Below are 22,096 nucleotides of genomic sequence, written 5' to 3'. Positions count from 1 at the left end.
GCACCTCATACAGATTCAAGGGAAACGATTTCTCGGCGGAAAAATTCGCGGTCGATATCGCCCGCGTCGCGTTCGAAATTTCGGGCAGCCATGTGGCCCGAATAAACAGCGTCCGCGATCAAGCCTGGGTTTGCGGCATCTCCGATCAATTCCAACGTATTCAGCGGACTCGCAGCCAAACCGCATAGCCCATCGTAAAGGGTGGTTTCTCGCATTCGCTGCGTCACGAGCACGACAGAACTGCATTCAACGGAATGCTCTCGTCCCGTGTAGACGCACTGCAATGTCGCCCGACCGGGCGCGATATTGACCAGTGTCTGGGACAGGTTCAGTTGAACGCCTTTTTCCAACAGACTGCGTTGCACTTTGGCCTGTTCCAACGTCAATTCGGTAAACGGCGATACTATTGAGGCCGGCGTCACAAAGACGACCTCTCGTCCGGACTGAGCCAAATGATCCGCCAAAACTCCTCCGAGATAAGCTTGGTCATCATCGTAGACCATGATCGGGCCATCCCCAGGCATTGTGCCCGACATAATGTCGTCCGGTGTCAACACTTGAGAGCTTGGATCTATCGAAACGCCCTGAAACGCAGATTTTCCGCGACCATCTCGCCGCCATGTCGTGCCGGTGGCCAGAAAGACATTTGGTATGCCCAACTCGACCACCTCGCTTGTTGACAAACAGCTGTCGGTGAACAGCTGGACATTCCCTCGTTGCTGAAGGTCATAAATTCTGTGATCTGTCACACGCTTCCAGGCGGATAGACCGGTCAGGCTGGATTCTTGCAACACACGTCCACCAAGCTCTTGCTTGGCTTCGGCCAACGTCACCTCATAGCCGCGACGCGCCAATTGCATGGCGCATTCAAGTCCGGCTGGTCCGCTGCCGACAACAAGCGCAGCTTCCTCTTTCTCCCGGCGCCCAATGATCTCAGGGTGCCATTTTCTCCGCCACTCTTCGCCCATCGTCGGGTTTTGGGTACAGCGGATTGGAACGCCCAACGTATCGGATGAAACACAGATATTGCAGCCGATGCATTCGCGGATTTCTTCGATGCGACCTTCATTGATTTTATTGGGAAGAAATGGATCAGCAATGGATGGTCGCGCCGCGCCAATAAAATCAAGAATGCCTTTCTTGACCAGTGACACCATCAAGTCCGGAGAGGTAAGGCGCCCGACGCCCACCACTGGCTTGGAGGTCACCTGTTTGACGAATTCGATATAGGAGGTTTGAAAGCCGTCCCGGGGTTCAAAGCGGGTCGTTGCAGAGTCGTTGCTCCAATCCGCGACGTTTACATCCCAAAGGTCTGGCAGTTCGGCCAGCAATTCGACAACGGCTCGGCCTTCTTCCTGCGCCTGCATCCCATCCGATCCGAGCATTTCATCGACCGCGAACCGCAGGGCAATGGCGCAATCGTCCCCAACCTCTTCCCGGGTTTCTTCCAGAAGCTCACGGGTAAGCCTCACCCGGTTTTCCAACGAGCCGCCGTATTCATCGGTCCGGTCATTGAATTGTGGCAACAGAAAGTGGTGCGGCAGGGTCATATGATGCCCGGCATAGACATACACGATGTCAAAGCCCGCTTCGCGTGAACGGCGCGCCGCTGCGCGGTGCCACTTGCGGAATTCGCGAATGTCCGCCTTATCCATCGCCCTGGCCTGCTTTGGGTACGCAGTTTGCAGGGCGAGTTCTGACGGGGCCAACAAAGGCGCCCGGCTCAGGTGGTTTTGCGCATGGTGGCCGTTGTGCGCCAATTCAATTGCCGCCAGTGACCCCTTGCTGTGCACAGCTTCTGTCATCAGACGCAGCGCCGGGATATCCCGTTCGTCCCATAGCCGGTTCTCGGCATAAGGGGACAGGTCAGACGTCGGATGAATTTCCGTCTCTTGATTGGACACAACGGCCCAACCGCCTTCGGCCTTCATTGCCCGCATCGCAGCTTCGGCCTGCGGTCGCAGGTGCCCCATACCGTTGCAATGGGGCACCTGATAGAAGCGGTTTCGGGCCGTCACTGGCCCTATCTGAACCGGTTCAAAGAGAACAGAATATCCGTCAGCGCCTGACATTGCTGCGCTTCCTCCAAAAAAATCGGAAATAGTTTCGAGGGAATGGAGGGGTTTCTAAGGTCCCGCCAATCCCGGTTGTGTTGTTAGATGGTCCTAAAAGCCGGCCTTGATGCGCTCGAACTCCTTCAACATCTTGGCTTCCAGCTCGGGATTAACCGCGTCAAAGAACAGGCTGCCTTCAAAGAAGCTATCCACGTCTGAGAACCCGTAGGTTTCGATCAGTGCCGGGTCTGCCTGCGCAAACGCGTCCTCGTTGGCATGGGCGTACCCCCAGCTTTCGATGATGTACTTGCCGCTGGCAGCCGAACTCAGGGCGTTGAGCATGTCATAGACCTGTTCATCCGACTGCTTGGCAGATTTCAGATGCACATAGCCGCAAACCCAGGTGGCGATGCCCTTGTCCACATCCCGCATCATGACCGCCGGAGTTTCGTTCCAGATCAGGTTCAGTTCCGATTGGTTCCAGCCCCAGCCCAGTGTCACCTCTCCACTGGCAATAGCCTGATCCAGCTGGCCAGCGTCAGACCAGTAAAAGCGCACATTCGGATGAATCGCGCGCAGGTAGTCCGCCGCTTTTTGGAATTCCTCGTCGCTCATATCGGTATAGCTGGAGGCGCCAGTTGCTAGTGCGGCCATGGCAAACGCACTGGACGCTGCGTCCGGAACCGCAACTTTGCCCTGATAGGCCGGATCTGCTAGCAGCTGCAGCGAAACATCATCCGCCGAAACCATATCGGTGCGGTAAATCAGGCCGGTGTTGCCCCATTCGAACGGCACCATATAGGTCTGCCCGTCGATCGTGATGCCATCGACCTCTTTGATCTTGGGCATCAGTTTATCCCAGTTCTCCAGCTTGCTGGTATCGATCGGCTTAAGCATGTCCGCGGCGACCCATTTTCTCAGGGCATCGGTGCAGGGATGAGCCAGATCGGCCTCAAACCCGGATTGAAGCTTGGTGAACGCCTCTTCCACGCTGCCGAAATAGGTGTAGCTGGGCGGGCCGCCGTACTTTTCGACATAGTCGCCGAAGAAACCCTGATCCTCATATCCGGACCAGTCAAAAACGGTCAGATCAGCTGCATTCGCGAGAGCTTGGCTGGCGGTAAAGGTGGCAACTACTGCTGCCGTAAGTGATGCTGTTTTTTTCATTTGTCTCCTCCCAAAGATTCACGTTTACCCAAATCGATCACCGAGGCGCTTTGAACGCCAAGCCAGACGGTATCGCTGCGGTTGTGATCGACTGTGTGAAAGTAGTTTGGCACTGCAACGGCGATGCTGTCTTTCAGACCATCGACGCGCACATAATAGTGGACGCTCTCACCATAGAAGGCGACGTCCGAAACTTCGCCCTGAACAAGGGCATCGTATCCATCCGGCTTTTCCGCACTGATTTCCAATTGCTCAGGCCGGACGCCGACAAGAAGTTCCTTGTCATGCACCTGAACGTTGGGGTTCACCCCGATTTTCATCTGCCCAAAGCCCTGAACGTTGACTTCCAGCGCTTCAGGGTTCTCTGCCGTTACCTCGGCATCGAGAAAGTTCATTCCACCGATGAAAGACGCCACTTCCCGATTACACGGTTGGGAATACAGGACCTCTGGTTTATCCACCTGCTTGAGCTGCCCCGCGAACATGACGCCGATGCGGTCGGACATGGTCATCGCCTCGTACTGGTCGTGCGTGACCATGACGAAAGTAATTCCAAGCTTCTGCTGAAGACGGCGCATTTCCAGTTGCATCGCTTCGCGCAGATTTTTGTCCAATGCGGATAAAGGCTCATCGAGCAACAACACTTTAGGCCGCATGACGAGTGCTCGGGCGAGCGCCACACGTTGCCGCTGACCGCCCGACAACTCATTGGCCTTACGGTCCTGCAAGCCGCCAAGCTCAACCATCTCAAGCGCCTCAGCAACCCGTTCTTTGATTTCCTTCCGCGAGAGCTTTGTCTTGCGCAATCCGAAGCCAACATTGTCACCGACATTCAGGTGCGGAAAGATCGCATAGCTTTGGAACACCATATTGGTGGGACGCTTGTTGGCCGGCACCCCACCCATCGTTAAGCCATCAATCCTGATCTCGCCTTCTTCGTGATCCTGAAAACCTGCAATGATGCGCAAAGCCGTTGTTTTTCCGCAGCCAGAGGGGCCAAGCAGTGAAAAGAACTCACCCTCTTTCAAGGTGAGGTTCAGGTCTGAGACAGCCACAAAAGATCCGAAGCGTTTTTCGACGCCCAGTATTTCGATGATGTTCTGTTCGCTCATCTTGTTCGCTTCCTTTGGCTTCAATCTGACGATTGGATGGAACGGCGGCGGAAATACTCGGCAATCAACAGCAGCAGGACCGAAGACAGCAAAAGCAGCGACCCAAGCGCCAGCGTGTTGGGCAATTTTGCCGGGAAGCGGATCTGGCTCCAGATATAGACCGGCAATGTCGGGCTGTTCCCGGATAGGAAAAAGGCCAGAACAAACTCGTCAAAAGACACGGTAAAGGTAACCAAAAGACTGGCGATGATGCCCGGTGCGACGATTGGCAATGTAACGCGCCGAAACGTTCCCACAACGCTTTCACCAAGGTCGAACGCGGCTTCCTCCAAGGACTGGTCGAAATCGTCAAAGGCAGATTTCATGATCGACACGGAAAAGGGCAGCGCCACGAACACATGCCCGAGGATCACAGTGGTCAGCGATGGTTTCAAGCCGATGCTGATGAACAGAACCAGCATCGAACTGGCAACGATGATACCGGGAATGACCAGCGGAAGCATGACCAGTCCCTCTGATAACTCGCGCCCTGCAAAACGATACCGAACATAGGCACGTGCTGCGAAAAGACCCAGCGATGTTGCCATCAGGGCGGTCACGCTGCCGACGATCAGCGAATTCACCATTGCCTGTAGCAACGTGTCCTGCTGCCCCAACTGCGCGTACCACTTCAACGTGAACCCTTTTAGTGGGAAGGCCACGATAGTTCCGTCGTTGAACGAAAACAGCGGCAATAGCAAAACCGGCAAGTAGAGAAACACCAGATAGGCGATCGCATAAACCAGCAACCATGAGATACGAAACGCCTTGGTCATCTGATCCTCCTTCCCAGCGCGGTGATGACCACTACGAAAAGGATTGCAACGCAGCCGACCGATAGCATGGCAAGCAGAGACAGGGTTGCACCCAACGGCCAGTTATTGGCGGCGCCGAACTGCACTTGGATCAAGTTCGCAACCATTTTACCCTGCGATCCGCCGACCAGAGCTGGGGTCACGTAATCTCCCACCGTAGGGATGAATATGATCAGGCAGGCAGCAATGATCCCCGGCACCGTCAGGGGCAGAGTCACCCGCACAAACCGTTCTATCTTACTGCAGCCAAGGTCGGTTGCGGCCTCCAGCAGGCTACGGTCAATCTTTTGGAGCGACACATAAATCGGCAGGATCGCAAATGGCGCCCATGCATGGGCTAGTGTGAGAACTACGGCGAATTCGTTGTAGAGCAGGAATGTCAGCGGCTCTTCTATCAGTCCCAGTGAAATCAGCGCCGAGTTCAACACCCCGTTGAAGCCAAGAATTAGTTTCCAGCTGAACACACGCAGAAGGTAGCTGCTCCAAAAGGGAATGGTGATCAACAACAGCCAGAGGGTTTTCTTCTGTGTCCGAAACGCGATGAAGTAGGCAATCGGATAGGCCAGACAGACCGTTGCCAATGTCACCGCACCCGCAATTGCGACTGAACGGATCATCAGGTGCCGAACCAAGGGGTCGGTAAATGCCTCTTGGTAGTTCGCCCATGTCAGGGTCCGGTCAATCTCGACATATGTCTGGGTCCAAAAACTGTAGGCGACAAGAATGCAAAGAGGCACGGCTACAAGCAGGCCGACGTAGAGCGTCGCAGGCGCGCTCAGCGCCAGGCCCCTGCCCGTTTCACTTCGTAGTACTCCGGCCATGCTTCCCTGCTGAACTTCGTATTTGGCTGCAAAACGATGTCGATCACAAAATGGACAATCGTCCATTTAAATCTGGAATTTTTGGGCTAGTTGTGTCAACTGATAATTTCGCAACCGGTGCTGGCAAATTTCACACTGGCCGTTAGAAGGCACCGCAAGAGACTGAAAACAAACAAAGCCGCCTGATCAAATGACTGGAAGACGACAAGAAATACGCGAACGAAATCGCCTTTCCCTGATTGAGGCAGTACTCGACTCGGTCGCAGAGAAAGGGATTTCCGAGACCTCAGTCAGCGAAATCATTCAACGCGCCGAGCTGTCCCGTGGCATGATTCACCTTCATTTTGGCGGCAAGGACAACTTGGTTGACGAAGCCGTCCGCTACTCGTCCGAACAATACTACGACGGCATCTATGCTTTGCTGGAAAAGACCGGACAAACGGGTCAAGAACATATTGAGATGATTGTTAGGGGCGACTTGAGTGAAGCCATTCTCAACAAGAAGAATGTTTCAATTTGGTACGCATTTCGCGGCGAGGCCCGAAACAGAGCGGCAATCGCTGCGTTTTCAGATACCCGCGATGCAAAGCTTCGTAATCTGGTTTTCAACGCATTCGCTCGAATTGCAAAAGAAGCCGGAACCGAACACCCCAACCAGGTTGCACGAGACGCTACGCACGGCACACTCGCAATGCTGGAAGGCATGTGGACCGATTATCTGCTCCACCCGGATTCATTTGATCGCGACGAGGCTATGAGAATTGTTTTTCGATTTCTGCGTGCAATGTTCCCGAAGCATTTCGACCTGAACGGCGCCTTGCTATTTGTGTAGAGTTTGCGACAGGTTTCCTATCTGGCCACTTTAGGTTCCAGACTCATTAATATACAACCAGAACAAGACGATAGCTGCGAGTACGATGGCCGAAAGGAAGACCTTGGGCGTCTGTCGTATCGGGTAGCGACACGACGCCAGTCCTTCATGCGCCCAAACATAACCGCGATCCTGTTACGGCGTTTGTAGCGGCGCTTGTCGTACCCGACAGGCCTGTCGCGTGATTTTCGGCCAGGGATGCAGGGCTTTGTGCCTTTCTCTATCAGAGCTTCGCGGAACCAGTCCGCGTCATAACCGCGATCACCAGTTGCCAATTGGCCGATGGCAGGCTGCTCGCCAGAGCCCTGGCTCCAGAGTAGTCGCTTACCTGGCCCGCAGAGATCAAGAGCCAAATAGGACGACCGACACTATCGGTGGCGGTGTGAAGTTTTGTGTTCATGCCGCCTTTCGTCCTTCCGATCAGTCCGCCACGCCCCCTTTTTTCGACCGCAGGCTGGAAGCCGTGCGGTGCGCATTGAGATAAGTTGTGTCATTCATGATGGTCGTATGATCAGTCGTCTGGGCAGCCAATCCTTCCATAATCCGAGTGAACACACCCATATCGCTCCACCGTTACCAACGGTTGCACCGTGTCTTTGGCGGCCCATATTCTCTCGGCGCATCAGACCACCACAACCCATTGCGGTTCATGAAAATAATCCCGCAAGCGAAATCACAGAAACCAAAATAATGGGACCTGAACCAAATTGCCGAGCGGAATTTTAGGGCATAACATATTGTTTTATCTTTATTTTTCAAAAGCCGATACATTTTTAGCGAATATGGAACGTCACAGACATTTGTCTCAATCGTCAACCAAAACCTCAACAAAACAGAGAGTCCCGTCACTCCATTCTGCCCCAAACGTCAAGCATTCTTGACCCAGAATGAAGAGCGGCCATTCATCGATGCTGCGGTCATGGCCTCAATGAGCCCTTACCCGTCATTTGACACACTTCCGCCTTTCGTGTGTGCAGCACGACGCTAACTGCGGAAAGCGGACGTTGGCTGGTGTAAAGCGATCAGATGGGCAGTAGGGTTCGTTCGTCCAGTCAATGCACGTCGTGAAAATGACCACTGCTAGCCCAATTCAGGCATTCGACACTTTGCAAGGGACGGCCACTGGAGATTCCTTGTTAGACTGTCAAAGGAAAGAACTATTTCTGTAGTGTTTCGTTTCGAATAGTTGAGTTTCTTTCGATCAGTTTTGCCTCTAGCATTTCAGCCTCCGGCCTCTCCTGAGTAGAAATCCACCGCGCCAACGCGATGGCTGCCCTTTCACCCATGCGGGAAACCGGAAGGTGAACTGTTGTTATTGATGGTACAGCAACGGCAGAGCTTGGTAGATCGTCCAAGCCCATTAGTGAGATTTCTTCCGGGACGCTTATCCCTTTCGACTGCAGGCCGAACAAGACCCCTAACGCCACGACGTCGGAAAGACACAGAATGGCGTCAGTCTTGGCCGAATTGCCGACGATGCGCACAGCCGCTTCCGCCCCACCGCGAAGACTGATGTCAGTCTCTACTGTCGTAAATTGACCCTCCCAGTGCACCGAGCGCAGCCCGGAAAGCCTGGCCAGCGTCCGGTCATTATTGTGAACCGGTCCGTGTACGACGGTGATCTGCCGATGCCCAAGTTCAATGAGGTGCTGCAAAGCCAATTGCGCGGCGGCTTTGTTGTCGTACCCGATCGTCGGCAAAGGATTGGTGCCATCAAAGTAGGATGTGATGATGGTAGGGATCATCGTACGTTCTATAAGACTGTGGAACTCATCGGAATGTGTCGCGCCAGTAACGATCAGACCTTCTGCTCCAATATCGACAAGCCCCTTCGCTTTGATGGCTTCAACGGCCGGTTCGGACTCAGTTGTGGAGACGATCAATGAAAGCCCATCTTCTGAGAGCTTTCGTTCCAACGCGGCAAGAAACCGAGCGAAAATGGCGTTGTCCAATGTCGGAACCAACGCGCCTACGAAACGCGTTCGGCCCGAGTTAATAGCCCTGGCAGCCGCACTGGGGACGAATCGAAGATCCGCAATTGCTTTCTGAACTTTCTCCAGAGTGTCCCTTTTCACTATACCGGGTTCGTTCAGGACACGGGACACCGTCGCGACTGACACGCCCGCAGCTTTTGCAACATCTCTGAGATTTGCGCGTTTTTTCAACGCCGGGTCTTTTTGTGTCACCTGATTTTGCATCCATTCTGCCGGCTTTCAACGAAAGTGTTGACATATGTAACTAGTTTCATCAACCTCTGTAACTAGTTTCATAACTGAGAATCTAACAACGACATGCAAGGTTCGGCCGTCTTACACGAGTTCTCGAATTCCGGGTTCGTTAGCCCGGGACGCAGATTTCCAGGATTTCCGAAGGCATCCGGTGTTCGAAAATATGTCTTGGGATCGCGCGAAGCGATCCGCGTGGAGATGGACACAGGTGACCTGCTATCTTTGGAAGCAACGTCGCAGTCTCATCCGCTGGACGTTGTTGCACTTTGCAACGGAAAGCCGACGCTCGCTCATCTGGGCTTAGAGGCAAACGGAACAGTTGATCGCAACGAGTTCAACAGCGAACCAATCACGGGTTGGATTGGTGCAAATGGCGGAAATCCGGCACAAGAAATTCCGCGCTCCAGGGTGATCACCTCTACAGAGCCGCTGGTCTTGCGCACTGACGAGCGGGTTACAGTTTGGCTGATCCGGCCAACTCCTGTTTTTGGATTGATTGAAGGAACCGGCGCTGGCTGTGTTGCAGTTTCTCATAAGATCGCAGCTTCAAGCGGACCTTTGCTGCCGCCGCTTTTGGGCGACACGCGGGACGAGTTCACTGTGCCGCGCGGGACGGGGATCGCATACGAGCTGAAAGCCGGTGAATTCGTTCAAATCATCGACGTGGAAGGGCAGCAGTGCTCTGACTTCATGGCGCTTCGTTCCGACGGGTTGGACCGCGGTGCCGAGTGGTCGATCGACTCGACTGCGACGCGGTCGATGGTGCGACGGGCCTATCCTGGGCCTGGGTTGCTGGACAAGTTCTACGATCGTGAGATGCGGCCACTTCTCAATGTGGTGCAGGATACCTGTGGTCGGCATGACACGTTCGGACTGGCCTGCACTGCCCGAGGTTATGAAGAGCGCGGCTTTCCCGGGCACGTGAACTGTTCCGACAACATGTCGAAGGCGCTGGCGCCTTACGGTGTCGCGCGTCGGGCGGCTTGGCCAGCGATCAATTTCTTCTGGAACACGTGGATCGATCCGGCGACGCATCACATCCTGACCGAAGAATCCTATTCCCGCCCCGGTGACTATGTTGCCATGCGCGCGATGGAGGATCTGGTCTGCGTTTCGACCGCCTGTCCGGACGACATTGACCCAATCAATGGCTGGAACCCGACGGATGTGCATGTTCGCATCTACCGCCCGGAAACGCCGATCCGGCGAGCGGTTGCCTATCGTGAAAAGGAAGATGCCCCGATGTCGATCAGTCAGGAATCCGCATTTCATGACCGGCTTTCCCCTTTGACCCAACAATTCGCGCCTGCACGTGATCTGTGGGCGCCGGTCAGCTTTCCCGCGCACGGCACGTTGGGTGAATACTGGGCATGTCGCGAAGCGGTGACGGTGCAGGACATGAGCGGGCTGCGTAAATTCGATATTGTTGGCCCGGATGCCGAGAAACTGCTGCAGCAGGCAACAACACGAAACGTCGCAAAACTGCCGGTCTGGCGCGGATCTTACACGTTGATGTGCGACGAAAGCGGGTCGGTCATTGATGACGGCACGCTTTTTCGGCTTGCGCCCGAGATTTTCCGCTGGTGCTGCGGTTCCGAGGAAAGCGGTCGCACGCTGCAAGCCTTGGCTACGGATCTGGACCTGCAGGTTCGAGTGCACGCAATGCAGAACGCTATGCCGAACCTCGCCATTCAGGGGCCGAAATCGCGGGACCTTCTACGCAAGATCGCCTTCACTCAACCACATGTTCCTTCGCTCGAGGACCTGAAGTGGTTTGGGGTGACGATTGCGCGGTTGAATGATCGGGATGGCGCGCCGTTCATGCTCTCGCGCTCGGGTTATACCGGAGAACTGGGTTACGAAATCTTCTGCTCGAAATCCGATGCGATTGCGATCTGGGACGCAGTTATGGAGGCGGGTGAAGAATTTGGGCTCACTCCTATGGGCTCGGCGGCGCTGGATATCATCCGGATCGAAGCCGGGTTGGCCGCGGCAAATGCCGAGTTTGCACCAGGTGTTGACGCGTTCGAGGCAGGGCTAGGCTTTGCGGTGGATCTCAACAAAACCAGTTTTACGGGCAAAGCCGCGCTTGAAAGAAACGCGCGAGAGCCGCGTCGCGCGCTCAAAGGGTTGTTGATCGGCTGTGATGATGTGCCTGCCCACGGCGCCCCTGTTTTTGCAGGCGAACGGCAGGTGGGCGTGGTCACTTCGGCCACCCGCTCACCGATGTTGGAACACGCGATCGCCATGGCGCGGTTGTCGGTCGAACACGCAGAGAACGGGACCCAACTGGAGGTTGGTCAACTCGACGGGCGAATGAAGCGCCTGGGGGCAACGGTATCGGACATTCCATTCATAGACCCGCAACGCACGCGGGCGCGCGCCTGATGGCGCAACCATCACAATGTAACGGGAGAATTTGGTATGAAGAAACTGACAACACTGACGGCAACATTGGCCCTCGCCTTAGGTTCTACTTCGGCGTTGGCACAAGACAAAGTCATGGTGGGCGAACCCAGCTGGCCGGGCGCCAAAATCATGAGCCGGGTCATCGGTCAGGTCATCGAAACACGCCTGGGCGGTGAAGTCGGGTATGCCCCGGGTGCCAACGCCGTGATTTTTGCCGCAATGGACGGCGGGCGCGGCGACATAGACGTGCACCCTGATGTCTGGTTGCCGAACCAATCCTCGTTCACCGACGAATATGTCGATCAGAAAGGCACCGTGGCGCTGTCTTCCGGCAACTATGAGGGCCGCGCAGGAATCTGTGTTCCGAACTACATGGTCGAAGATCACAACATCAAATCGATCTACGATTTGGCTACGCCAATGGCTCAGGAGTTGTTTGACTCGGATGGTGACGGAATGGGCGAAGTTTGGGTCGGCGCGTCGGGTTGGGCCTCAACCAACACCTTCAAGGTTCGCGTGCGCGACTACGGCATCGAAACTTTCCTGACGCCCACCACCGAGGATGAGACCGTCTTCTATTCGCGTCTCAAAGATCAGATCGACCAGAAAAAGGGTGCTGCTTTCTACTGCTACGCACCGCATTACGTGCACGCGCTCTATGACGTGACGATCCTGGAAGAGCCCGAGCATGATGCGGCGACATACAAGATGGTACAGCCAGACCAGGATGCGGATTGGTTTAACAAATCGCATGTCAGCACAGGCGAGCCTGTAAAAACTGTAACTGTTGCCCATTCCAAGTCTTTGGAGCAGCGCAACCCGGCCGCGGCTTCTTTCCTGAGCAACATCAACATGGATGCTGATCAACTCAGCGGCCTGACCTACGAAGTCGTGGTCAAGGGACGCGACACGGATGAGGTTGTCGCCGAGTGGATTGCCGCAAACGGCGATATGGTCGACGGCTGGCTTGGCCTGAAAACCAACTGACACCAATTGGCCCCCGGCCGGTTTCCGGGGGCACAATCTGCAAGCTAGACCAAAGTGGGGCCAGTATGACGGCAGATATTGCAATCGATGCACGTGGCGTTTGGAAGGTGTTCGGAGCACGAGCGCAGGACGCGCTGAAAGCCATTCACAGTGAAGGACTGAGCAAGGCCGACGTGCTGGAACAGTTCAACTGCGTTGTCGGAGTCGCTGATGCCAGCTTCGAGATTGAGCGCGGTGAGCTGTTTTGCGTCATGGGCCTGTCCGGGTCCGGTAAATCAACCCTTGTGCGCCACGTAAACCGTCTGCTGGAACCCACCGATGGCCATATCTACCTGGACGGCGATGATGTGATGGGTCTGAATGACGAAGGCCTTCGTGATCTGCGCAACCGCCGCGTTGCGATGGTGTTCCAGAACTTTGGCCTGATGCCCCACCGGACTGTGCGCGATAACGTTGCCATGCCCTTGGAAATTCGCGGCACCGGGAAGGCGCGTCGTTGGGAAGAGGCGGACCGCGTTCTTGAGTTGGTGGAGCTCAACGGCTGGGAAGACAAATACGCCCATGAGTTGTCCGGTGGCATGCAGCAGCGTGTCGGCCTTGCGCGGGCCATCGCTGCAGACCCGGAGATCCTGCTGATGGACGAGCCCTTCTCGGCCCTCGATCCGCTGATCCGCAAGCAATTGCAGGATCAGTTCATGGATCTCAGCCACAAGCTCAACAAGACTACGATGTTTATCACGCACGATCTCGATGAGGCGATCCGTATCGGTCACCGCATCGCGATCATGAAGGATGGCCGCATTGTTCAGATTGGTACACCCGAGGAAATCATACTGAACCCGGCCGATGATTACGTTGCCGATTTCGTCGCCGGGATCTCCAAGCTCAACATGATCTTCGCCCACTCGGTGATGAAGCCGGTTGACGAATTCGAGGCACGTCACGGCGAGGTTCCAGACGACGCCAAAGAGGCGCATCCGGATATGGACTTGTCCGATCTGATGAATCTCTGCGTCGAAGGGCACGGCGTGGTGGCGGTTACGCAAGATGGCAAAACCGTAGGGGTGATCAACCGTGCGGGGCTCATCCGCGCTATCCAAGACAGTCAGGCGTAAGGGGACGACGATGAAACACGTTGACGCACAGCAGGTCAAACCCGAAACCGCCGACCGTCTGGAAGGTTTGATCGGCGATTTTGTCGGCCAAAGCCAAGCCTATTATCAGAAAACCTTTGCCTACATGATGCAGGCGCCAGGTTATCGGTTCACCCTAAACAAGGCTGCGGCCATTCTCGGCCCGATCTGGTTCGGGGCACGTGGCCTCTGGTCGTGGTTCTTGGGCTTTCTGGTGCTTGAGACGCTCGCCTACATTCAAATCGGCTTGGGTTTGTTCGGCGATCTCGGGCGGGAGTTTCGTGAGCGGGCTGATCAGATCGAGCAAACATTGGCGCTGCGTAGACAGCAGATCGAGGCGGCGGAACAATCCGGCGCTGCTTCCTTAGACTCCCTTAAACGCGCAGCAGAGTCACTGGAGGGTGCCTTGGCTGGAGCGCAGGAAGCTGCCCAGAGCGCAGACTCCACCGGCATCGCGTACCTGGCGGTCGGGATCGTCTTGCTACTGGCGGTCAAGTTCCTTGCGGCATCGTTGGCCAACTGGACGCTGGAAGGTCAGTTTGCGCGTTGGCGTTCGGACTCCAGTGTGGCGCATGGATGGTCTGGGACCCGAATGGTCGTTGCCTCTGCTCTGACCCTAATAGTTGTCGTATTGTCGGCCATCAAGTTTGCTCAGCCAGATGCATTGGCTGTTCTGAAGACTTTCCCGACTAACCGGGATTGGAGGCTAAATGTCGGGGACGGCGTGCAGGCTGTCTTTGAATGGACCAAAACAGCCGGGCGCGGCTTTTTCGACGGGCTAACCTATGGAATGCGTACGCTGCTGGACTGGATCGAAGTCGTTCTGGTCGACACCCCCTGGCCGGTAGTGGCGCTGGTGATCATCATGCTGGCGTTCCTTTCCGCAGGACCACGCGTTGCGATCTTTACCGGTGCAGCACTGGCTTATCTCGGACTGCTGGACTTCTGGGAAAAGGCAATGACTACCATAGCGCTGCTCGGAGCGGCCGCGTTGATCTCGATTACGCTGGGAATACCACTTGGTATCTATTGTGCACGTCGTCCGCGCGCGTTTGCAATCGTGCGACCAATTCTAGACTTCATGCAATCGATGCCTTCCTTTGTCTACCTTATCCCGGTTGTTGCCTTCATTGGGTCTGGCAAACCGGCTGGGGTTGTGGCGACCATGATTTTTGGCAGCCCACCGGTAATCCGCTTTACCGTCCTTGGACTGCAACAAGTGCCTGAAACAGTGCGTGAGGCTGCACTCGCCTTTGGTGCCACGCCGCGTTACCTGCTGTGGCGGGTTGATCTGCCTTTGGCGCACAAAACGATCATGGCTGGAGTTAACCAGACCATTCTTATGTCGCTGGCAATGGTTGTTGTAGCGTCACTGATCGGCGCGAAAGGTCTGGGCGAGGATGTGTTGGAAGCGCTGCAATATGCTGCGGCAGGCCAAGGCATACTGGCAGGTCTGGCAATCCTGTTCTGCGCACTCATCCTTGACCGTATTGTGGCGGGAAAGAAATGAGTTCTGACCCGTGGATTGAACCAGACAGTCAGAGAAAAGCAACATGTCATCAACACGCTAAAGTCCTTGATGCAATACGGGAAATGGCATGTGGCCCTATCCTTTCGGGCATGCCTTTCCTCAAGGAGATGCTGAACCACGACGACCAACCTGCGCGCCGATTCTTCCCAATAGAATTTCCGCGCCTGAACCCGGTTGTGCAACGCAATGGGCTCAAAAAGGGGACGGTCGCTACTGCACGCAAAATTGCGGTCATCCTGACGCGGCATTGGCGAGATGGAACCAAGTTTGACCGGACAAAGGAGACTTTGCCTACATGATTTGAAACTCAGAGTTCCGCAAACTTCGGATTCTGGTCCCATCGGGACAAAGGCAGGATGACCTCGTGATGCAAAGTCGTGGCACCTTGCCGGGCGACTTCGCAGCAGACTTTTGGAAGGCATCCCATCACCGACGCAATCATGGCGCGGCGCGTTCGATCCTGGAGAGAACCATGAGCCTGATACGACCTGAGTCCGATATTGAAATCGAAGTCGCAGATAGAGAACTTTGCTAAATGCCCTGCGAATTGTTCGGAACGGACGCTCGGCGGAATATTCTTTTTGGGGTTTCACGCATATAACTGCCGCACGCATAGCGACTGCCGATTACCATTTTGGCAGCGTTGACCAACAGGTTTATTTAAACAAACATCGAAGTGGACAGGAAACCCGCCGGGCAAGGATGGTCAACTGACACGCTCCTTCTATATCGCGTTAGCGGTGACAATTCTGAACACGATGCCGATTTGGCTGGCTGAACTGGCCGCCAAAAGCGGGAGTTCCGAAGTTGTGGTCGGCCTGCTGGCCAGCGTTGTCCTGCTGACCGCCGCGATTGGATGTGTGATTGGTACTGTCGCCGGGCATGTTTTGCCGCGGGTCGCCGGGGCAGTTGCGTGCATCGGAATTGCCGCTGCTGCGATAGAGCAGACCATTTCGACAGCGATACTGTTTGTCGGTGCAGCTATCGTCGGTTCGTCGCTGGGCATGGTTTTGGCTGTGCCTCTGTCGCGCAGTTCCGGCGTAGACAGTGTATTGCGAATGATCAGCAATGGAATGGCGATCGGCTGTGTCGCTTCATTCGCTCTGTTGGCCGGTATCCATGCAACCGGGATATCATTGCTGCTTCCGTTGGCCCTTCTTGCGGCGATACAGGCCATCCTGCTTCTGCTGCATCTGCCCCCTCCAGGCAAACGCAATGTTCGGCACTTCAACTGGAAACAGGATCTTAGTCTGATGCCGTTCTTTATCTGCATGGGCGCCTACTGGGCTTTTCTGGAAGTGTTTTCGATAGAGCAAGACCTTGGCAGCCTCAGCGCCTGGCTGGCGGCGAGCCTGTGGCTTTCTGCGCTGGGGTCGTTTATTGCCGGTATCATCCTAGACCGACTGAGGCTTCACGCCCAGATAGTTGGCCTGTTACTGGCCGCCTTTGCAGGTGGGCTGACCTATCTTTCAAGTTCCGAACTGCTGATGGGCGCGACGATCCTTGTCAACGCATTCGGCCTGTTTCTGTTTTTCCCGCTTTATCTGGACCGAACTGACGCCCCGGCATCGGGCATGGCACGTTACCTATTGGGGTTTGCGATGGGTGGCGGAATGGGGAGTCTGGCGATTGCCATGGGCGGCTATCCGGCCTTGGCCAGCGCGGTTGTCATTTCGGGCTTGATCGCTTTACCTGCCCTGATGCGCGTGCGACCTAAGTCGGATATTCCGGGATTCTAAGCCCCGCCTTGCGCCATCCTCGAACAGCCATCTCTCCGTGTTCCGGGGTGATGCCGGTCATCGCAAGCTCTTCATAGACGACGTCTTCGAAGATCGGAAACATTTCCCGCATGACTGCAGCTGCTGCTTGGGCTTTTTCTGTGTTGCCCAATTCGCCATGAAGCCATGCCAGATGTGCCTGATACCAGAAGAAATCCGGCATCGGCACTTTCTCGATCTCAATCAGTGCAGCCTCGGTAAACCCCTGCGATGCATAGAGCCAGCACCGCGCATAGTGATACCAGCCCGGATGGACGGGGCTCAGATCAATCGCCCGGTCCAGTAGTTCGACCGCACGATCATATTCGCCCAGAAACAGGTGACAGGAGCCGATCTCGGCCAGAACGTCGCAATGGCCGGAATTCAGCTGGAGCGCCCGATCCGCAGCAGCCCTGAACCTCGCAATATCCATCTGGTAGAAAATGGTCAGCGCCAGGGTCATTTGCGCAAAGGCGTTCAAACCGTCACACTCGACCGCCCTTCCAGCTGCCTCGGTTGCGAGCGCCAAGGCATCGACATCTGGTCGCTGGTTGATGTGATAGCGGTACTCTTCCAACAACAGCATGGCATAAGCAGCCCACCCATCTGAAGAATGGGTGTCTTTTTCCAGCGCGACCTTTAGCCTGTCCCGGATATCGGCATGTATCGAATGATCATAGGACCTGTAATACTCGTAAAACTGCGCGACGAGAAAATAGGTCTCCCAGAAATGCGTGCGCCCGACAGGCAGTGATCTGGCGACCTGTTTTGCCATCAATCCGTGGCGGCTGCCAAGACGGCCAGCAATGAGCGCGGCGATGTCTTCCTGAATCTCAAACAAATTCTCGGGCCCGCCGCCGCGATCGAATTGTTCGGTCGCAACCAGCCTGCCGCCGCTGGCTTCGGTTACTTGCACAGTCACGCGCAACTGGTTTTGCGACCTTCTGATGCTGCCTTCGACCACGTGGGTGATGGCATATCGTTCCGACATTTCCGCGTTCGAAACCTTTTCTGCAGCCAGCTGTGCTGTTGTGCGGTGCGACAGCAGCGTAAGTTCGCGAAACCGGGACAGGTTCGTGATCGCGTCTTCTGTCAGACCTTCGGCCAAAAAAGCGTCGTTGGTGTTTGTGCCCAAACTTTTGAATGGAAGAACCGCGAGGACAATACCATCAGACGGCGGCGCATTTCGCGTGTGGGCAACGGGCATTTCGATTTCCGCGACAAAGCGGAACCCTGCGCCGTGTACAGTTCGGATTGTGTGCTGATCCCGCCCTGTGTCGCCAACCGCCTGCCGAGCTTCTTTCATCGCGGTCGACAAGGTCGCGTCAGTGATGAACCGGCCCTGCCACACCTGCTCGACCAGTTCATCTTTCAAAACCACCCGATCCCGGTTTGAAATGAGATATTCAAGAATTTGCAGGGTTTGCGGCGTCAGGCTTCCAGCGACACCGCCACGCGATATCTGAAAAAGATCGGTATCAATCGTGCAATCATTGAACTCGTACTTCATTTCCCAAAAACCGGTCGCGTTTCGAACAATTCCCGTTTGCCTCAAGCCTAACCCTCATACTTTCTCAGGAAAAGCTCAGATGCGGCTCGAGGTTCAAAACCGAGGCGCTGCTATTCCCGTTTCATCCTAAGCGGCCCGCAAAGGGGCCCAGAAACAGGAGGATGGCAATGAAATATCGAAACGCTCTGCCCCAGTTGAACGGCACCCAGATGCTGGCCGATGGCGGGCTGGAAACTACCCTGGTCTTTCACGACGGGATCGATCTGCCGCTCTTTGCAGCGTTCAAAGCACTGGACAGCCAGGTCGGCATTGACGCTATCGACCGGTACATGCGCGGGTTTGCACAACTGGCGGTAAATAACCGTCGCGGCTTTGTCATGGATACACCGACATGGCGCGCCAGCCCCCGGTGGGCTGCCGAACTGGGCGTGGACCACGATCAGCTCAAGGAGGTTCATCGCGAGGTCATCGCCACGCTTGTAAAGATGCGTGAAGAACATGAGAAACCGGAATCCCCCTTTGTGATCAATGGGGTGATCGGGCCGCACAGCGACGGCTACGCCCCGACCGAGATCCTGGGCGATTCCGAAGCTGAAACCTACCATCGGACGCAAGTGGAATGGTTCGCCGAGATGGGCGCAGACATGGTTTCGGCCATAACGATGACATACGCTGACGAAGCCATTGGCATCGTACGCGCCGCACAGGCGGCCGGCATTCCCGTGGTGATCTCATTCACCGTCGAAACCGATGGCCGCCTGCCTTCGGGTCAGGGGCTGCGCGCTGCCATTGAACAGGTCGACGCCGCCACTCAGAGCGCCGCGGCCTATTTCATGATCAATTGCGCGCATCCTGACCATTTCCGCTCGGTTCTTGAGCAGGGCGGCGACTGGACAAACCGTATCATGGGTTTGCGGGCCAATGCGTCGCGCCTTTCACATGCCGAGCTTGATGCTGCGGATGAACTGGATGACGGAAATCCGCGGGAATTCGGTGAGCTCCATCAGGAACTCGCAAAGATTCTGCCCAATCTGACCGTTATCGGCGGGTGCTGCGGCACCGACCACCGTCATGTCGAGCATGTTTGCAAAGCAGCCCGGCAACCTACGACCGAAACCGTCTGACCGGCGTTTCGGATCACACAAATCCCGGGCCGCTGTGGCCAGTTGTCCCTCGCTGAATTGCGATGATCTGGCAGAAGTCGACAGCACAGTGGTCCGGGCGAAATTGGCGCAAACGTACCAAATTCAGGAGACCAAAATGACAATAGATCGTAGTTCTATTTCCCAACCGCAGGGCGTGTTGTTTCGACCTGAGGGAAGAGCAAGCTCGCCGGTTAAGAAACTGTACAGTCTGTTTTCCCGCCTGGGCAGTGCCGTAATCCGCGAACACCGCATTCGCCGCGATATTCGACATGTCTCGCAGTTTGACAAACGCCTGTTGAAAGACATCGGCCTTGAGCCGGATCAGCACATCGACGTCCTGCGTTACGGGCGTGACGCATTTTGGAGGGTATAAGGCTGTACGCGCCAAGAAAGGTGCCAAAGAACCTCTGGCCTAGGATCTTCGGGGCGTGCTCAACAAGTCCAGAGCACGCCCCAAATTCAAAATGATGACAAACTCGGTGACACAGTTGTGTCAGTCTGAAGTGGGGCGTGGCTAAACATCCGGAGTATTCTGCGAATAGAAACCCGCTTTGTGCCCGGATTTCAATTGAGTTGGATTCTCGTCACTTCCAGCGGTAATCTGGTGGCGATAGGAGGTCGTCTTGGAACGCCGACTTGCCGCCATTCTAGTTGCCGATGTGGTCGGCTACACGCGCCTTATGGGGCAGGATGAAGCCAGCACTCTCGAGTGTTTGAACGCTGTTCGCAGCGAAGTTATCGAACCACTTATTTCCCAATACCATGGTCGAATTTTCAAGCTTGTCGGTGATGGGATGTTGGTGGAGTTCGCCAGCATCGTCGACGCCATCGACTGTGCGATCCAATGGCAAAAGGTCCTAATTCAGGAAAGGAGACCAGGTGAAGAACACAGACGTCTTAGTTTTCGCATCGGGCTTAACCTTGGCGACGTCATTGTGGACGGTGAAGACCTTTTGGGAGACGGCGTTAACATAGCCGCTCGACTTGAAGCCCAGGCTGATCCAGACGGTATCTGCCTGTCCGAAGACGCCTATCGTCAGGCCAACGGAAAAATCAATGCCGAGTTCAAGGACTTAGGCAAACTCGAACTCAAAAATGTAGATCAACCCATTCGCGCTTATAGCATAGCGTTGAGCGGTGCCGATCCACCAGGGGATGTTTCGCCAACGCCGATTGCGGCTACGAAGAAACCCTCCATCGCCGTTCTGCCCTTCCACAACCTGAGCGGTGAAACTGATCAGGAGTATTTCGCCGACGGTGTGTCGGAAGACATCATTTCCGCACTGTCCCGTAACCGATGGCTGATGGTCATCGCCCGCAACTCAAGTTTCGCTTACAAAGATGAAGCGACAGACCTGAAGAAAATCGGCGGACAACTCGGGGTACGCTATGTGCTCGATGGAAGTGTTCGCAAAGGAGGAAACCGGGTCCGGATTGCTGCTCAATTGATCGATGCGGCATCTGGAAAGCAAATCTGGGCCGAGCGCTATGACCGCGTCCTTGAGGATATTTTTGCAGTCCAGGATGAAGTAACCGCCGCCATTGTAGGGGCCATTGCGCCAGAATTGGACAAAGCAGAACAGCAACGGGCGACATCCAAGAAGTCCGGTAACCTGAACGCATGGGATGTCTATCAACGCGGCATGTGGCATCTTTACAAGCGGACCAAAGAAGACCTGATGGAGGCGCGTTCGCGGTTTGAGGCAGCTCTTTCACAAGATCCCAACCTGTCGCCGGCATTTTCCGGTTTGGTGGATGCTTACTACTATGAAGTGGTGCTTGGTCTGGCGGATTCCCCCGCAGAGAATTGCGAACGTGCACTGCAAGCGGCCCGGATGGCGGTAGAACTGGATCCCGATGACGCCGCCGCGCACTGCGCTATGGGAAAGGCCCGGATCGTTGGTCGCGAACACGAAAATGCTATTCCGGACCTCAAGCTGGCCATTGAACTCAATCCCAGTCTTGCTTGGGCTCATTACGGTCTCGGCGCTGCCGCAGTGTTTTTGGGAAATGCCGATCAGGCTATTCCACATTTGGAAGATGCCATTCGCCTCAGCCCCCGCGACCAGCATATGGGATCATATATGGTGAGGTTGGCAGAGGCCCACTTGCTGAAACGCGACTACAGGCTGGCGATTGAATGGGGAAGGAGAGCGCTTCAACAACAAGGATTTCAGTGGTCCCGCTACTCTGTCGTTCTCGCCGGCCTGGGCTACTCAGGCAAAACTGAGGAAGCTGCGCGATTAATCACCGAGTGTTCAGCCCACCGACCTGACTTTTCCGTTTCAATGGTCCGGCGGTGCCATCTCTACACACACGCCCCAGCGCTCGAACACTATCTGCAAGGTTTGCGAAAGGCCGGGTTGCCGGAATGACCTATTTTGCTCAGCAACCGACTATGAAAGCCCATTTTTGAGCAATAGCTTTGTTGCGCTATCCGTGAGTTCGCGACCGTAAACAATTTGCAGCCGCGGCGAATGTCTGAAATGCGGGCGGCAAGCGCAGCATACGAGGACT

Annotated in this window: 16 protein-coding genes and 1 pseudogene; 9 read left to right on the top strand and 8 right to left on the bottom strand. The window is 55.4% G+C overall.

Features of this window, described 5'->3' with window-relative positions; translation table 11 throughout:
• Positions 1–5: 5 nt before the first annotated feature.
• The 5 genes from GOX88_RS20765 to GOX88_RS20745 all read right to left on the bottom strand — a co-directional run bounded on the left by GOX88_RS20765 (position 6) and on the right by GOX88_RS20745 (position 6,008).
• On the bottom strand, positions 6–2,072 hold the full coding sequence (locus GOX88_RS20765; protein WP_170406494.1) for an FAD-dependent oxidoreductase: 2,067 nt from the start codon (positions 2,070–2,072) through the stop codon (positions 6–8).
• A gap of 93 nt (positions 2,073–2,165) precedes the next feature.
• The gene (locus GOX88_RS20760) at positions 2,166–3,221 is read right to left on the bottom strand and encodes an ABC transporter substrate-binding protein (protein ID WP_170406491.1); all 1,056 of its coding nucleotides are present in this window, start codon (positions 3,219–3,221) and stop codon (positions 2,166–2,168) included.
• On the bottom strand, positions 3,218–4,333 hold the full coding sequence (locus tag GOX88_RS20755) for an ABC transporter ATP-binding protein (RefSeq protein ID WP_170406488.1): 1,116 nt from the start codon (positions 4,331–4,333) through the stop codon (positions 3,218–3,220). The genes GOX88_RS20760 and GOX88_RS20755 overlap by 4 nt, the downstream gene beginning before the upstream one ends.
• Positions 4,334–4,353: 20 nt before the next feature.
• Entirely contained in the window at positions 4,354–5,148 is a 795-nt protein-coding gene (locus GOX88_RS20750) for an ABC transporter permease (protein ID WP_170406485.1), read from the bottom strand.
• Positions 5,145–6,008, bottom strand: coding sequence for an ABC transporter permease (locus GOX88_RS20745; RefSeq protein WP_170406482.1), 864 nt, complete (start codon positions 6,006–6,008; stop codon positions 5,145–5,147). The genes GOX88_RS20750 and GOX88_RS20745 overlap by 4 nt, the downstream gene beginning before the upstream one ends.
• A 190-nt stretch (positions 6,009–6,198) precedes the next feature.
• Here GOX88_RS20745 and GOX88_RS20740 point away from each other — a divergent pair, with 190 nt between their 5' ends.
• Positions 6,199–6,840, top strand: a complete 642-nt coding sequence (locus GOX88_RS20740; RefSeq protein ID WP_170406479.1) for a TetR family transcriptional regulator C-terminal domain-containing protein — start codon at positions 6,199–6,201, stop codon at positions 6,838–6,840.
• A 30-nt stretch (positions 6,841–6,870) separates the two neighbouring features.
• On the opposite strand, the pseudogene GOX88_RS20735 reads toward GOX88_RS20740, so the two are convergent.
• A pseudogene (locus GOX88_RS20735) lies at positions 6,871–7,542 on the bottom strand (IS5 family transposase); the annotation flags it as partial.
• 494 nt (positions 7,543–8,036) lie between these two features.
• Positions 8,037–9,077: a LacI family DNA-binding transcriptional regulator gene (locus GOX88_RS20730; RefSeq protein ID WP_170406477.1), complete on the bottom strand. Its 1,041-nt coding sequence runs from the start codon at positions 9,075–9,077 to the stop codon at positions 8,037–8,039.
• Positions 9,078–9,275: 198 nt separating this feature from the next.
• Here GOX88_RS20730 and GOX88_RS20725 point away from each other — a divergent pair, with 198 nt between their 5' ends.
• The 5 genes from GOX88_RS20725 to GOX88_RS20700 all read left to right on the top strand — a co-directional run bounded on the left by GOX88_RS20725 (position 9,276) and on the right by GOX88_RS20700 (position 16,906).
• Entirely contained in the window at positions 9,276–11,495 is a 2,220-nt protein-coding gene (locus tag GOX88_RS20725) for a DUF1989 domain-containing protein (protein WP_254443388.1), read from the top strand.
• Positions 11,496–11,531: 36 nt separating this feature from the next.
• Positions 11,532–12,503, top strand: a complete 972-nt coding sequence (locus GOX88_RS20720) for an ABC transporter substrate-binding protein (RefSeq protein WP_170406466.1) — start codon at positions 11,532–11,534, stop codon at positions 12,501–12,503.
• Positions 12,504–12,568: 65 nt separating this feature from the next.
• A complete protein-coding gene (locus GOX88_RS20715) occupies positions 12,569–13,618 on the top strand; it encodes a quaternary amine ABC transporter ATP-binding protein (protein WP_170406463.1) in 1,050 nt (349 codons plus the stop codon).
• A gap of 10 nt (positions 13,619–13,628) precedes the next feature.
• Positions 13,629–15,146, top strand: a complete 1,518-nt coding sequence (locus GOX88_RS20710) for an ABC transporter permease subunit (protein ID WP_170406460.1) — start codon at positions 13,629–13,631, stop codon at positions 15,144–15,146.
• 761 nt (positions 15,147–15,907) lie between these two features.
• Positions 15,908–16,906, top strand: a complete 999-nt coding sequence (locus GOX88_RS20700; RefSeq protein ID WP_170406455.1) for a hypothetical protein — start codon at positions 15,908–15,910, stop codon at positions 16,904–16,906.
• Here GOX88_RS20700 and GOX88_RS20695 read toward each other — a convergent pair.
• Positions 16,881–18,434, bottom strand: coding sequence for a winged helix-turn-helix domain-containing tetratricopeptide repeat protein (locus GOX88_RS20695; RefSeq protein ID WP_170406452.1), 1,554 nt, complete (start codon positions 18,432–18,434; stop codon positions 16,881–16,883). The two genes, GOX88_RS20700 and GOX88_RS20695, sit on opposite strands and share 26 nt — an antisense overlap.
• A 167-nt stretch (positions 18,435–18,601) precedes the next feature.
• On the opposite strand from GOX88_RS20695, the gene GOX88_RS20690 reads away from it, so the two are divergent.
• The 3 genes from GOX88_RS20690 (at position 18,602) to GOX88_RS20680 (ending at position 21,954) form a co-directional block, all read left to right on the top strand.
• Positions 18,602–19,558 (top strand): homocysteine S-methyltransferase family protein, encoded by a 957-nt coding sequence (locus GOX88_RS20690; protein WP_170406450.1) that lies wholly within the window; start codon positions 18,602–18,604, stop codon positions 19,556–19,558.
• A 136-nt stretch (positions 19,559–19,694) separates the two neighbouring features.
• Positions 19,695–19,952, top strand: coding sequence for a DUF1127 domain-containing protein (locus GOX88_RS20685; RefSeq protein ID WP_170406445.1), 258 nt, complete (start codon positions 19,695–19,697; stop codon positions 19,950–19,952).
• Between the two features lie 250 nt (positions 19,953–20,202).
• A complete protein-coding gene (locus tag GOX88_RS20680; RefSeq protein ID WP_170406442.1) occupies positions 20,203–21,954 on the top strand; it encodes an adenylate/guanylate cyclase domain-containing protein in 1,752 nt (583 codons plus the stop codon).
• Positions 21,955–22,096: the final 142 nt, after the last annotated feature.

Source organism: Ruegeria arenilitoris (assembly GCF_013030985.1).
Lineage (GTDB): Bacteria > Pseudomonadota > Alphaproteobacteria > Rhodobacterales > Rhodobacteraceae > Ruegeria > Ruegeria arenilitoris_B.
This window is presented reverse-complemented; position numbering and strand designations above follow the sequence as displayed.